This window comes from Martinezella rhizogenes (assembly GCF_007002745.1).
Taxonomy (GTDB): Bacteria; Pseudomonadota; Alphaproteobacteria; order Rhizobiales; family Rhizobiaceae; genus Agrobacterium; species Agrobacterium cucumeris.
Window position 1 is genome coordinate 414,310 of record NZ_SGNY01000002.1, and the last position, 14,382, is coordinate 428,691.

The 14,382-nt window shown below is 59.1% G+C and carries 13 protein-coding genes; 7 read left to right on the plus strand and 6 right to left on the minus strand.

Annotation, left to right across the window (positions count from 1 at the left end; translation table 11 throughout):
- Positions 1-39 precede the first annotated feature (39 nt).
- The 5 genes from EXN68_RS07675 to EXN68_RS07695 form a co-directional block, all read right to left on the minus strand.
- Entirely contained in the window at positions 40-1,230 is a 1,191-nt protein-coding gene (locus EXN68_RS07675; protein WP_142840282.1) for an NAD(P)/FAD-dependent oxidoreductase, read from the minus strand.
- 59 nt (positions 1,231-1,289) lie between these two features.
- Entirely contained in the window at positions 1,290-2,477 is a 1,188-nt protein-coding gene (locus EXN68_RS07680; protein ID WP_142840283.1) for an NAD(P)/FAD-dependent oxidoreductase, read from the minus strand.
- Between the two features lie 153 nt (positions 2,478-2,630).
- Entirely contained in the window at positions 2,631-3,170 is a 540-nt protein-coding gene (locus EXN68_RS07685; RefSeq protein WP_142840284.1) for a lytic transglycosylase domain-containing protein, read from the minus strand.
- Between the two features lie 247 nt (positions 3,171-3,417).
- Positions 3,418-4,197, minus strand: a complete 780-nt coding sequence (locus EXN68_RS07690; protein ID WP_142840285.1) for an N-acetylmuramoyl-L-alanine amidase — start codon at positions 4,195-4,197, stop codon at positions 3,418-3,420.
- On the minus strand, positions 4,194-4,934 hold the full coding sequence (locus EXN68_RS07695; RefSeq protein WP_161991275.1) for a J domain-containing protein: 741 nt from the start codon (positions 4,932-4,934) through the stop codon (positions 4,194-4,196). Before EXN68_RS07695 ends, EXN68_RS07690 begins: the two co-directional genes overlap by 4 nt.
- Positions 4,935-5,265: 331 nt before the next feature.
- Here EXN68_RS07695 and EXN68_RS07700 point away from each other — a divergent pair, with 331 nt between their 5' ends.
- The 7 genes from EXN68_RS07700 (at position 5,266) to EXN68_RS07730 (ending at position 13,022) form a co-directional block, all read left to right on the plus strand.
- Positions 5,266-6,477 (plus strand): pyrophosphate--fructose-6-phosphate 1-phosphotransferase, encoded by a 1,212-nt coding sequence (locus EXN68_RS07700; RefSeq protein WP_142840286.1) that lies wholly within the window; start codon positions 5,266-5,268, stop codon positions 6,475-6,477.
- A gap of 51 nt (positions 6,478-6,528) precedes the next feature.
- Positions 6,529-7,164 (plus strand): LysE family translocator, encoded by a 636-nt coding sequence (locus tag EXN68_RS07705; RefSeq protein ID WP_142840287.1) that lies wholly within the window; start codon positions 6,529-6,531, stop codon positions 7,162-7,164.
- 125 nt (positions 7,165-7,289) lie between these two features.
- Positions 7,290-8,372 carry a lytic transglycosylase domain-containing protein gene (locus EXN68_RS07710; RefSeq protein ID WP_142840288.1) on the plus strand — a complete coding sequence of 361 codons (1,083 nt, stop codon included), beginning with the start codon at positions 7,290-7,292 and terminating at the stop codon, positions 8,370-8,372.
- 303 nt (positions 8,373-8,675) lie between these two features.
- Entirely contained in the window at positions 8,676-9,926 is a 1,251-nt protein-coding gene (locus EXN68_RS07715; protein ID WP_046798044.1) for a BtaA family protein, read from the plus strand.
- On the plus strand, positions 9,923-10,639 hold the full coding sequence (locus tag EXN68_RS07720; RefSeq protein ID WP_161991239.1) for a class I SAM-dependent methyltransferase: 717 nt from the start codon (positions 9,923-9,925) through the stop codon (positions 10,637-10,639). The genes EXN68_RS07715 and EXN68_RS07720 overlap by 4 nt, the downstream gene beginning before the upstream one ends.
- A 253-nt stretch (positions 10,640-10,892) precedes the next feature.
- Entirely contained in the window at positions 10,893-11,672 is a 780-nt protein-coding gene (locus EXN68_RS07725; RefSeq protein ID WP_142840289.1) for a glycoside hydrolase family 25 protein, read from the plus strand.
- A gap of 123 nt (positions 11,673-11,795) precedes the next feature.
- Positions 11,796-13,022, plus strand: a complete 1,227-nt coding sequence (locus EXN68_RS07730; RefSeq protein ID WP_046798042.1) for a lytic murein transglycosylase — start codon at positions 11,796-11,798, stop codon at positions 13,020-13,022.
- A 465-nt stretch (positions 13,023-13,487) separates the two neighbouring features.
- Here EXN68_RS07730 and metF read toward each other — a convergent pair whose 3' ends face one another.
- Positions 13,488-14,381 (minus strand): methylenetetrahydrofolate reductase [NAD(P)H], encoded by an 894-nt coding sequence (gene metF / locus EXN68_RS07735; RefSeq protein ID WP_161991240.1) that lies wholly within the window; start codon positions 14,379-14,381, stop codon positions 13,488-13,490.
- Position 14,382: the final 1 nt, after the last annotated feature.

Consider the following 14,382-nt stretch of genomic DNA (forward strand, 5'->3'; position numbering starts at 1 on the left):
TGTTCCGGAGCGAAAGCCACCGAAAAGCGCAATCAACGATCAAAGAAATGCCGGCGTGAAATCCGTTGTGAAAGCACGATCGGCGATTTTTCCATCCCGCAGCAGCGTGGCACCCAGCCGCCCGATCTCGTCGGAACTCTTCGCCGCGGTGCCATTGCCGCCGGTGAGAACCGCGATACGCGGTGAGGCGGTAAAACCGATGGCGGGATAACCACTCCGGGTTTTGGAGACGACGCAGGCGGCCATCGAGACACGCGAGAGATCAACGGAAGGCACCAGTGTTTCGACGATGGCCGACAGATGATCCCGCACGCTTTCACGTCCGCCTGACCGGAACCATTCCCGGATTTCCGGGTCGCTGCCGACCGCCTTGTCGTCGGGATCGCCGCCGATTTTCAGATAGAATTTGCCATCGGGATAACGCACCGGCGGCAAAAGATAGATATGTTTCGTGGTGTCGCGCGGCTCGTAGATCAGCGACGGCATGGCCGCATATTGCCCAAGATCAGCTTCATCAATCTCGAAGAAGGCGACGGTCCGCGCATAGACATTGAGCGCGACCGGCTGCGGCAGCAGGCCTTTCGTGATCGAGAAACCGCCGGCCGCCACCAGCACCCGGTCTGCCGTGTAAACCGCACCGGAAGCCGTCTGAACCGAAGCGCGGCCATCCTCTTCCCGCGTCGAGACGACGATATCGTCGATCAGCGTGACGCCGGCCTTTTCCGCCAGAACCGCCTGTGCCTTCACCAGCGCACGTGGATTGACGTATCCGGCATTGTCCCTTTCGAACACACCTTCGCAGCCCGGTTCGAAGGAGAAATAGGGAAACCGGCTTTTCAGGTTTTCGCCATCCAGCAACTCCGTCGAAACACCGAGCCGCGACGCCGCTTTGGAAACATCATCGATAAAGGGATTGTCGCCGCCCCGCTGAGGCCCCACCATCAGGCAACCGACCGGCGCGTAAAATTCCACGCCGCTTCTCGCGGCAATATCGGCATAACGCGCAATCGAGCGGTTGGCGAGCAGCGCCCAGTCGGCATCACCATCGATGGTGCGGGTAATCCGCGCTTCATCATAGTGACTGGCGAAAACGCCCTGATGTGATTTGATATCAGCAGGTTCGCCGGGGCCGATCAGCGCCACGCCATCCACCGTTTCCGCCAGATGGCGGGCGGCGGCGGCACCCATCATGCCGCGACCCACGACGATATAGTTGAAATGTCCCGACATGCTGCCCTCTTCATCCGCCCTGTTCAGTAGCAACCTTGTAGCCGCTTAACAGAAGGATGTCAGACGAAAACCGGTGACATTTCGGCCGCGAATTCATCCTCGGTCAGTTGACCACTCGCAAGCAGCACTGCGCCGAGCCGCCCGATCTCATCCGAAGACTTGGCGGAGACGAAATTGCCACCCGTCAGAACTGCGATATTGGAGGATTGTGTATAGCCTATATAGGGATAACCGCTGCGGGTAATGGATGCGACACAGGAGCCGGAGGTCACGGGGCAGCCGGCAAGTTCGGGCATCAGCGACAGGGCCTTTCTCGTCAGGAATTCCACCTCACCCGGCGTGCCGTCGGAATGGAACCAGTCCACCGCCTCGGCCAGTGTCTCAAGCCTGCCCTTCTCGCTTTCGCCGCCGATCTTCAGATAGACCTTGCCATCGGGATACCGCACGGGCGGCAGGATATAGACGATGTCGTCCTCCGTCTCCGCCAGCACGATGGTCGACGGCATGGCGCCGAATATCGCCTGTCTTGCCTCATCCAGTTCGAAAAATACGATGGTGCGACCGGTGGCCGCCATATCGACCGGGGAAGGCAAAAGCTCAGCCATGTTGGTGAAACCGCCTGCGGCCACGATGACCTTTTCAGCGGTATGAACAGTACCTTCCCGCGTTACCACCTCGACGCTGTGGGAGGTATCGCGAACATGCGCTGCGGTCTCGCGCACCAGATGCGTACCCTGCGCCCCGGCAATCGAGCACTGCGCCTTTACCAAGGCGCGGGGATTGATATGGCCGGCGTTACGGGCCTCGAAGCTGCCACCGTGATCGGCGGGCAGCGAGAACATCGGAAACCGGCCAGCCAGCGCGTCGGTGCCGAGCGTTTCCACACCAAGACCGAGACGGTTGGCAGAGGAGAGCGCCCGCGACACATAATCTCCGGCAAGCCCCTTGCCGTTCCCGGTGAACAGGCAGCCCGATTCGGTAAAGAAACGGATGCCGCTTTTGGCTTCGATCTCCGCATAACGGCGGATCGAACGTTGCGCCAGTTCCGCCCAGACCGGATCACCGTCAAACCCACGGGTGATGCGCGCTTCGTCGTAGTGGCTCGAAAACACGCCTTTATGGGTCTTGCGATCGGCGGGCTCGGCGGGCCCGATCAGCGCAACGCCATCCGTTTGCGCCGAAAGGTGCCGCGCCGCGGCCGCACCCATCATCCCGGCCCCGACCACGATATATTTGAAATCCGGCATGACATGCTCCGTATCAGATTTATCCCTGACTACAGCATGCCCGCACGAACCGGAATCGCTTTTCGCAAAAGCCGGGGGCGTTGTCGGATTTCCGGGCGGAAAAACCGGTTTCGCCTTTCCAGGAAATGCTTCCTGAAAAGATCCGCGCAGACCTCAGCTGGCCAGCAGCGCCTGCACCTTGCCGCAGTAACGCTTGGACACCGGGTTCATCCGTGTGGCGCCATGGCCGGCATTATAACGCAGGATCGTGCTGCACACCTGCCCGCCACCAAGCTGGTGGGCGGTCGCCAGATATTGCATGCCCCAGCGAATATTGGTCTCGGGATCGTAGAGCGCTTTTGTCGTGCCGCGAAAGCCCATCATGCGCGCTGTTGCCGGCTTGATCTGCATCAGCCCGACCTCGCCTGCTCTGCCGCGAGCCTTGGGGTTGAACTTGCTTTCCACCGAAACCACGGCATGCGCCAGATTGGTGGGAACGCCATAACGCTTGGCATATTTGACGATCAGATCGGAATAGTCGTTCTTCAGCGACGCAGGCAGACTCTTTTCTGGAATGGGATAACCGGGCTTGCGGAAGAAGGTCTCCAGCGTCACGGTTTTGGTCTTCACGTCCTCGTCTTTGGCAAAAGCAATCCCCGCCTGTGAAGCGAGCATAACAACGCCCGCCGCAACAGCAACAACAACCCTGTTCATATGTAGAAAAAGTCTCCAGATCGGATGACTGAACCAATGAAGCGACACAAATATTCAGCGCCCGGAAAGTCGATCTCGACCTTCCGCAGTCCAGTCTCCTTGATTGATATTGACGGCTGGTTCCCCTGAAGAACGACACCGCATGCAGTGCTGTTCTTAAACTTCCTCAATGCGGATTAACTGTGGCACATCAAAAAAAGCGACTTGAACGCCCGGAAAACGGGGAACTATTTTCCAGAATCCGCGTTCAGGCGGCCGAAAATTTCGGCAGGCTGGCAATCAACCGGTGAAGCGTGTCGATGGTGGAAAAATCCGCGATGCCATCCACCAGAGCCGGGCGGAAATGCCGCTGGAAGGCAGCAACGGCACCTTCGGTCTTTTCACAATAAGCGCCTGTTATTTCAACGCCATATCCGTAAATGGACAGCATCGACTGAAGTGCTTCCACCGGCTGCCCGTGGTCACCGCGCTGGAAAAAGCGCCCGCCGCGGATCGGCGCAGGCTCCACCCAGTGGCCGACACCGTTCTGCGACAGGATGTCCCACGGGAATTTTTCGCCCGGATCGACCTTGCGGACAGGCGCTACGTCCGAATGGGCAAGCACCCGTTCAGGCGCGATATTCCAGCGCTGGCCGCAATCGCGACACAATTCGATGACCGCAGCCACCTGTTTTCCAGGGAATTCCGGCAGGCCGCCGGGATGACCCTGATTGGCGATTTCGATGCCGATGGAGCGGGAATTGATGTCTTGATTCCCAGCCCAGGTGCTCTTGCCCGCATGCCAGGCGCGACGGCTTTCCGGCACCATCTGGATGACGCGGCCGTCCTCGAAGACAAAGTAGTGGCTGGAGACCTGGCTTTCGGGGTTGCGGAGCCACGACAGCGCGCCGTCCGCCGTCGTCATGCCGGTATAATGCAGAAGAATGATATCGGGACCGGCCACATCGAGTCTTTCGCCATGGTTAGGCGACGGCGCAACGGCTGCGCCCGGAAAATCCGGGGTAAAATCCGGCAGACATTCACTCATGCGACGCGGCGTTCTTTCTCGATGGCCGCATAGGCGGCATTGAGAGCCGCCATACGCTCATTGGCGGCGGCATGCAATTCCATCGGCACGCCGCGTGCAATCAGCTTGTCGGGATGGTGTTCGGCAACCAGCGAACGGTAACGCTTGCGAATATCCAGGAAGTCGTCCGAGGGCGAAACGCCAAGCACGCGATAAGGATCGCGCCCGTCCATATGGACATGCCGCGCCATGATCGTTTCGAAGTGGTCTTCGGTGATATGGAATATCTCGGCGATACGGCCAAGGAAGGCCAGTTCCCGCTCGTGGATCAGCCCATCGGCCTTGGCGATATGGAACAGTCCGTCGATGACGCTTTCCAGCATCTCGCAATTGTCGTGCCCGGAACCGCAGAGACCGGCCAGCCGCTCGGCATAGGCTTCGTAACCGGCAACGTCCTGACGGGCGAGATTATAAAGACGGGCAACGTTTCGCGCTTCTTCTTCGGGGAAATCGAAGATTTGCCGGAAGGCGCGCACCTCCGCGTCGTTGACGACGCCATCAGCCTTCGCCATCTTGGCGGAGAGTGCGATAATCGCTACGGAAAAGGAAACCTTGCGCCGCGTCTCCGGGTCTCCCTCAAAAAGGGTGCGGATGGCTTCAACCACGCGCCCAAGCGCACTACCTGCCGCGTCGCCGATTGCGCCGAGCAGCCGCTCCCACAGGGATGAAATTTGCAGACAGGCAAAATCGAACATCATGCCGTCAAGCATGACGGGATATTGCCGTGAATGCAATATGTCCGGCAGTGCGGCGGCATTAACTTTTATTCATCTTTGCGACAGTTTTGCTTCAGGAACAAGAGCGGGGCAAACACCACGCCCGGGGTTTTCCACAGGTGCCGCAAGCGGATACAGGCAGCCGGTGGCCTCGATGCGGATTGAAACGATTATATTCGGCCAGTTTCCTCAAGCCGCTGAAAAGCCGCGAGAAATCGGCGTTTTTCTTGATAAATTCACTTTACACCTACACGCGGCTGTCGCATCCATTTGCCAGACATGTCTTTGAGTTTATGCAAAAAGGAGAGCCATGATGGCCAAACAGAAAGTCGCAATGCTGACCGCGGGTGGCCTTGCGCCCTGTCTCTCTTCGGCCGTCGGCGGCCTGATCGAGCGCTATAGCGACATTGCGCCTGAAATCGACATCGTGGCCTATCGCTCCGGTTATCAGGGCGTGCTTCTGGGCGATCGCATCGAGATCACCAGGGACATGCGTGAAAAGGCCCCGTTGCTGCACCGTTACGGCGGCTCGCCGATCGGCAACAGCCGCGTCAAGCTTACCAATGCCGCCGATTGCGCCAAGCGCGGCCTGGTCAAGGAAGGCGACAATCCGCTTCGCGTCGCCGCCGAACGGCTGGCCGCTGACGGCATCACCATTCTTCACACCATCGGCGGAGACGACACCAATACGACGGCCGCGGACCTCGCCGCCTATCTCGGCGCAAATGGTTACGACCTCACCGTCGTCGGCCTGCCGAAGACCGTGGACAATGACGTGGTGCCGATCAAGCAGTCTCTCGGCGCATGGACCGCTGCCGAAGTCGGCGCAGCCTTCTTCGACAATGTCAGCAACGAACAGAGCGCTGCGCCGAAGACTTTCGTCATCCATGAAGTCATGGGCCGCCATTGCGGCTGGCTGACGGCGGCAACCGCCCGCGCCTATATCCAGAAGACCAGCGGCAATGAATATGTCGAAGGCCTGATGATGAACACGCAGATGAAGAACATCGACGGCATCTACCTGCCGGAAATGGCCTTCGACATAGAAGCGGAAGCCGAACGCCTGAAGGCGATCATGGACAGACACGGCTACGTCACGCTGTTTGTTTCCGAAGGTGCCGGCCTCGATTCCATCGTTGCCGAACGGGAAGCCTCGGGCGAAGCCGTCAAGCGCGACGCCTTCGGCCATGTGAAGATCGACACCATCAATGTCGGTGGCTGGTTCCAGAAGCAATTCGCCGGCCTCATCGGCGCAGAACGCTCCATGGTGCAGAAGTCAGGCTATTTCGCCCGCTCCGCGCCGGCCAATGGCGATGATCTGCGCCTCATCCAGGGCATGGTCGATCTCGCCGTCGAAAGCGCGCTCAACAAGGTCTCCGGCGTCACCGGCCATGACGAAGACCAGAACGGCAAATTGCGGACCATCGAGTTTCCGCGTATCAAGGGTGGAAAGCATTTCGACCTTTCTGCAAAATGGTTTACCGAAGTGATGGAACACGTCGGTCAACCGTTCACAGCGGCCTAATTTTACGATAGGCTAATTAATGCGGTGACAGGGAGGGCAAGGAGGAAGAGAATGTCTGGACAGGCCTGGCTGATTTTTTGTGCAGCATGTGCCGTTGTGTTCGCACTTCCCTCCCCACTTGTATTCTCTGTCGCCTCCTATGCCGCCATCCGCGGCAAAAAAACCATCTTCGCCTCCGTCAGCGGCGGGGCGCTCGGCATCGTCACGGCCATGACGATTTCGGCCATTCCGGTGGCCGGTCTGGCTTATCTGCCGCAATCCTTCTTAGGCATAGTACAATGGGCCGGCATCGGCTGGCTGATGCTGTTCCTGTTGTGGACTTTTGCGACACCCGCCGCCCAGGCGGCCAATGCCGATAACGACAATCTGCCGGGCAAATCATGGAGTGGCATTTTCCGCGATTGTTACGCCATTGCCGCGTTGCGCCCGCGTTACTTCACATTCTTTCTGGCGCTGTTGCCGCAATTCATTTCCACCTCCGGTAACGCCATGGAAACACTGGCGGTGGCGCAGGCCGCAATCCTGCTTCTGGCACTTGCCGTTCTCACCGCACAGGCGCTGTTTGCCGGCTCCACACTGGCGCTGGTGCGCCGCATGTCGGGCGAGAAAAAAATCCGGCCAAAGTACCGCACGCACTTCATTTCCGGCCGCGCCGTCAGCGCCGGTTACAGGCGCATTGCAGCCTGAAAAACCGCGATGCCACGTCCCGGCTTGCCGCTATCCTTACAATAGGTTAATGAAGGCTCGACGGGACACTGCCTGCTTCGCTTGACGCGGGGGTATCGAGAGACAGGCATAACGAAGGCGGCAACATGCGAAATTCGGGCAAATTCCGCGGAAGAAGTGCACTTCTTCTGTCTTCCACCGTGGGTCTGGCATTGGCATTAAGCGGCTGTACCAGCGTCGAATATACCGCGAAGGAAGGTCCGAACGGCCCGAAAATCGCAACAGTCAGCCCCGCTACGGCACCCGCCCAGGCATCGACGCAGACGGCAGCAGCCGAAACGGTACCCGGCGCAACAGCCGCCACACCGGCGACCCAGACCGCTGATGCAGCAACCTCTTCCCAGCCTGCAGCACTTCCCACCGCAGTCGCCGTCAAGGGCGGACGCGTGGCGCTGCCGCCGGCCTCTGAAATTGCAGCGGCGGCCGCGATCAGCGCGCAGATGCAGCCGCAGCAGAATGAAGTGGCTCAAGCCGCGGTGATGACATCCGCGCCGACCACGGTCGCGGCTCTCGCACCGACAGGCGTCACGCCAGCAGCAGCCGCGATTGAAACCGCTGGTGCAGCGGCACAGCCGACCATCCACAATGCCGCAGCCGATCTGCCGCAGGTCGTTGCCGTGAAGGGCAGCTTCCCGCCCGCGCCGCCGCCGCCCGGCTCGCCCTCCATCGGCACCGAATTGACGGCGGAGCGGAAAGTCATTCCGCTGCCGAAGCCCGACAGCACGGTTCTCGCCTACGCCTCTGGCCCCACCAACGCCGCGCTTGCCGCCATCCGGCAGAACGAAGCGATGACGACGCCGCTTAAAGCGGCACCGGCCGGGCGCGAAAAGCTGAGCGGGCTGATTTCCAAATATGCCGTCATGTATAATGTGCCGGAAGATCTGGTTCACCGCGTGGTGCAGCGTGAAAGCATGTATAATCCCGGCGCTTATAACAGCGGCAACTTCGGCCTGATGCAGATCAGGCACGCCACGGCCCGCTCCATGGGCTTTGATGGCCCTGCCTCCGGTCTGTTCGATGCCGAAACCAACCTAAAATACGCCGTCAAATATCTGAGCGGCGCATGGGTGGTGGCCGATAACAACCGCGACAACGCGGTCCGTCTTTATGCCCGCGGTTATTATTACGATGCCAAGCGCAAGGGCATGCTGCACGTTCTGCGGAAGTAATAGCTCCGGCTGCATTGGGAATGCCGTCTGAATTCATTCGGCTTCTCGAGGCCGGCGACAAAAGCGCCTGAAATTTTCTCTCCGTCATCCTCGGGCTTGACCCGAGGATCCACGATTGCAATGCATTATGGATGCTCGGGTCAAGCCCGAGGAAGACGTCGTGTGTAACGAGGTCCCGCTCGCAACTTAGACGCCGATGGTTTCCCACAGTCTCTTTGATTCGTTGCTTTCACCCACAGCCCCTGTCATCAAACTGTAGCGTCACGGCTGTAGACGCCTCTCAATCGACTGAGAGGTGAACATATGACGAGTGCGGCACCCAAGACCGGCTTCAGCAAAAACACGAAACTGAAGTCCGCATTGCTCCAGCACAAGGCACTCTCGAAAAGCGGCCTTTCCGAACGGTTCTTCGGAGTTCTTTTTTCCGGTCTCGTTTATCCGCAAATCTGGGAAGACCCGGAAATCGACATGGAAGCGATGGAGCTTGGCGAAGGCCACCGTGTCGTCACCATCGGTTCGGGTGGCTGCAACATGCTGGCCTATCTCTCCCGCAACCCTGCCAGCATCGATGTCGTGGATTTGAACCCGCATCATATTGCCCTCAACAAGCTGAAGCTCGCCGCCTTCCGCCACCTGCCTGCCCATCAGGACGTCGTGCGTCACTTCGGCCGCGCCAATACGCGCAGCAACAGCCATGGCTACGATCGCTTCATCGCCGACCATCTCGACGATACGACCAAGGCCTACTGGTCGAAGCGCACCCTCTCCGGCCGCCGCCGGATTTCGGTGTTCGACCGGAACATCTATCGCACCGGCCTGCTCGGCCGTTTCATCGGCGCCGGCCATCTGATGGCGCGCCTGCACGGCGTAAAACTCACCGAAATGGCCAAGACCCGCACGCTGGACGAACAACGCCAGTTTTTCGACAGCAAGGTCGCCCCCCTGTTCGACAAGCCGGTGGTGCGCTGGCTGACGAAGCGCAAAAGCTCGCTGTTCGGCCTCGGTATTCCGCCCCGTCAATATGACGAACTGGCGAGCCTTTCCTCTAACGGCACGGTTGCCGCCGTGCTCAAGGAAAGACTGGAGAAGCTTGCCTGCAACTTCCCGCTCAGTGACAATTATTTCGCCTGGCAGGCCTTTGCGCGCCGTTATCCCGAGCCGCATGAGGGCGCCCTGCCCGCCTATCTGAAGCCGGAATATTACGAGACGATCCGCAACAATACCGCGCGCGTCGCCGTGCACCACGCCACCTATACCGAGCTTCTTTCCAAAAAGCCGGCAAGCGGTGTCGATCGATACATTCTCCTCGACGCGCAGGATTGGATGACAGACGGGCAGCTCAACGAATTGTGGTCACAGATCAGTCGCACCGCCGCTCCCGGCGCACGCGTCATCTTCCGCACCGCTGCCGAAAAGAGCGTTATCGAAGGCCGGCTCTCCACCGACATCCGCAACCAGTGGGTCTATCTCGAAGAGCGGTCGCAAGAGCTGAACGCCATGGATCGATCGGCCATTTACGGCGGTTTCCATATCTACCAGAGGGCTATGGCATGAAAACCATCGGCGAGAATGTGGGCCTAGCAGACAGCGCGCATGCGGGCCTGATGGACCGCATGTATCGCCACCAGCGGCATATCTACGATATAACCCGCAAATATTATCTCCTGGGCCGCGACAGGACCATTTCCAGTCTCGATGTGCCCAATGGCGGCACGCTGCTCGAAGTCGGCTGTGGCACCGGCCGTAATCTGCTTTTGGCCAGCCGGAAATTTCCGCAGGCAAAACTCTTCGGCCTCGATATTTCGTCCGAAATGCTGCTGACCGCATCGGAAAACTTTGCCGGCAAGGCCGAGCGTCCCATTCTGCGTGTAGCCGATGCCACCGCCTTCCGCGCCGCTGAATTCGGCCAGCCGGACGGTTTCGATCGCGTCATGATCCCCTATGCACTCTCCATGATACCGGAGTGGGAAAAGGCGATCGAACAGGCGCTCATGGCGCTCAAACCCGGCGGCTCCCTGCATATTGTCGATTTTGGCCAGCAGGAACAATTGCCGAAGTGGTTCCGCAGCCTCCTGCAGGCGTGGCTCACCCGTTTCCACGTCACGCCACGCGCCAATCTTCGTTATGTGCTGGCAAATATGGCTGGCCGCTTTGACGGTAATCTGGAGTTTGAGGAGATCGCCCGCGGTTACGCGTGGCGGGCCGTCATCACGCTTCCGGTCGCCGAAGTACAGCCGAAAATCAGCCGGATGCTGGCGGACGCCTGATTCTCGAAAGAGATTCCGGCACCTTGGCAAGAGAAGGTGTGGCCCCCGCCAACGCGACTTCCCCTTTGCAGCACTTTGCCGTTATTCCCGCCACCGCACCACAAATCGCTTCGAATACAGCGACTTGCGAAGCCTAAAAGGGCCGTTGCCCCTTGCCATATCAGTTTGTTTACCATGTTATGGGTAAATCGGGAGATGCGCCGCACCATGTTGCGGCTGCGGGATGGGCAACAACACTTTCATCAGGGTTCCAATGCGGCTGCGTTTATCGGCACTATTGTCGGCTTTGCTATTGATCGGCGGCTGCACGTCCACGAGTTACGACCTGCTTGAAACCGCGTCCGTTTCCAAGCCGAAATTCGCCGATACCGACCCGCAGGATTTCGGTATGAACAACCCGCATCGCCACGAGGTGCACGGTATCGACGTGTCCAAATGGAATGGCGATGTCGACTGGCAGACCGTCCGCAAGTCAGGCGTTTCCTTCGTCTTCATCAAGGCGACGGAAGGATCGGACCGCATCGATCCGAAATTCGGCGACCATTGGCGCAGCGCCGCAGCGGCGGATATCCTCCACGCGCCCTATCACTTCTATTATTTCTGCTCGACGGCCGATGCCCAGGCCGACTGGTTCATTCGCAACGTGCCGAAGGAAGCCGTCACCCTGCCGCCGGTTCTCGACGTCGAATGGAACCCCGCCTCCCCCACCTGCAAGACAAGGCCCGCCCCCGGCATCGTGCGTGCCGAGATGCAGCGTTTCCTCGACCGCCTGGAGGCGCATTACGGCAAGCGCCCGATCATCTACACGTCGGTCGATTTCCACCGCGACAATCTCGTCGGCCAGTTCAAGAACTACCATTTCTGGGTGCGCTCCGTCGCAGCCCATCCGGCCAAGATCTACGAAGAACGCCAATGGGCCTTCTGGCAATATACGGCAACCGGCGTTGTGCCCGGCGTAAACGGCCCGACCGACATCAATGTTTTTGCCGGCAGCGAGAAAAACTGGCGCAAATGGGTCGCTTCCGCCAAATAAACACGGCCAAGAAGCAACACATTCGAAAAAACCGCGTTCTCTCCTGTCGTCTGGCTGCGAGACCCGTTTTTTTGTCGCAAACATATGGGTAAAGCGGGCCTACAACCCATTGAGGAAATTCCCATGTCTACCTTCCGGTCGCGCAGCATCATTTTTGCCGCCGCTTTGTCGCTCCTTTCCACTGGCTCCGCCCTTGCCACGCCGCCCGTTGCCTCGCCTGACGATCCCAAGCAGGTCGCCTGCGGCGGTGATCTCGGGGCATTTCTCGAGGGCGTGAAAGCCGATGCGCTGGCCAAGGGCATTCCGGCCGACGCGATCCAGAAGGCGCTTGCCGGCGCCCAGATCGATCCGAAAGTGCTTTCGCGTGACCGGGCACAGGGCGTCTTCCGCCAGACCTTCCTGGAATTCTCCCAGCGCACCGTCAGCCAGGCCCGTCTGGATATAGGCCGCAGGAAGCTGCAGGAGCTCTCCTCCACCTTCGCCCGCGCAGAAAGTGAATATGGCGTACCGGCTGGCGTCATCGCCGCCTTCTGGGCCATGGAAACCGACTTCGGCGCCGTCCAGGGTGATTTCAACACCCGCAACGCGCTGGTGACCCTCTCGCATGATTGCCGCCGCCCGGAACTTTTCCGTCCGCAGCTGCTGGCGCTCATTGAAATGGTTCAGCATGGCGATCTCGACCCTGCCGCCAACACCGGCGCATGGGCCGGTGAAATCGGCCAGGTGCAGATGCTGCCCAAGGATATCATTGCTTTCGGCGTTGATGGTGATGGCAACGGCCACATCAACGTCAAGGATAGCGCCCCGGATGCCATCCTGACGGCTGCGAAATTCATCCAGCATCTCGGCTTCAAGAAGGGCGAGCCGTGGATTCAGGAAGTCTCCCTGCCGGAAAACCTGCCATGGGAAAAATCCGGCCTCGGCGGTCCGCTCACCGCCGGTGAATGGTTCGCTCTTGGCGTGACGCCGCGTGACGGCAACAAAAACTTCGCCTCCCTGCCCGCAGCTCTCATCATGCCGCAGGGCCGCAAGGGGCCGACCTTCATCACCTATCCGAATTTCAACATCTATCTGGAATGGAACCAGTCGTTCATCTACACGACGTCGGCGGCCTATTTCGCCACCCGCCTGATGGGTTCTCCCGTCTACAACAAGGGCAATCCCGAGCCGGGCTTCGATGACGCGACCATGAAGCAACTTCAGACCAAGCTTGAGGCGCGCGGGCACAATGTCGGCAAGGTCGATGGCATCCTGGGTTCCGGCACCCGTGTCGCCATCCAGAAGGAACAGCAGCGCCTCGGCATGCCCGCGGATGGCTGGCCGTCAGCTGCACTTCTGCAGGCGCTTTAAGCAATCTTAACGACGCCGTCGGGCCTTTAATCTCTCCGACGGAATCAAGGCGAAATCGTTAATCTCGACTGGATGACTGGGGATAACACCCCGGTCATTTACTTTTTTTAAACGTATGAAGCACTGCGTGAAAGAGAAATAATCTTTTATTTTCAGATAATTACAGAATCTTCTTTTTTATGCCGCCTCAAAGCGTGCTGCACTGCATCACAGAAACCGCTTTTCAACTGCCACAAAACGGTCATATTATCGAACCTGTCAACAACAGGAGGCACCCATGGGACTTACAAAATCTCTCAATGCCTTGGCAGTCGGTTTGGCGTTTTTGTTCGTAGCGATGATGCTTTTCATCTGACGAGACGTGAAGACCAAACGCAGATAAGAACCGTAGATGACACGAATTTAAAAAGCGCAGATCCTTTCGGGTCTGCGCTTTTTTCATGTCGAAAATAGAGTTTTTAAAAATCAGGCGGCGCTGCGGCGCAGACGTTCCAGCCCGAGATTTTCCAGCACTGCTTCAACCAGCGGCGCGCGGTTCATGGTGTAGAGATGGAATTCGTTCACGCCGCGCCGCTGCAGATCGGCGATCTGCTCGGCGGCAACTTCGGCAGCCACGCGGGCGCGCCCTTCAAGGTCTTCATCGTAACCTTCGAAACGCTCATCCAGAAAACCGGGAACGCTGGTGCCGCAACGACCGGCAAAACGCTTGAGCTGGGTAAGGTTCTGGATCGGCATGATGCCCGGAACCACCGGAATGGTGATGCCTGCCGCCGTCACCCGCTCCATATAACGCTCGAACACGTCATTATCGAAGAAGAACTGTGTCAGCGCGCGGGTTGCGCCATTATCCGCCTTGCGCTTCAGCATGTCGATATCAACCGCCTCGCTCGCGCTCTCAGGATGCTTCTCCGGATAGGCCGATACGGAAATCTCGAAATCGCCGATCTCGCGCAGGCCCTTCACCAGTGCGGCGGCGTTTTCATAACCCTCCGGATGCGGCTTGTACGCCGTGCCGATGCCGGTGGAGGGATCGCCGCGCAGCGCCACGAAATGGCGAACGCCGGCATTGCGAAACTCTTCGACAACCTGATGCACATCGTCACGGCTGGCATCCACGCAGGTCAGATGCGCAGCTGTCGGCAGATGGCTGTCACCAATCATCCGGCGCACCGCATCCAGCGTCGGCGCCTTGGTGGAACCGCCCGCGCCATAGGTGACGGAGACGAAATCCGGGTTCCATTTTTTCAGCTCGGCAACCGTTTCCCAGAGATGGGTCTCCATCTCGGCATTCTTGGGCGGGAAAAACTCGAAAGATAACCGGATATCGCCATCACGGCGCGCGGTTTCCGACCTCAACATA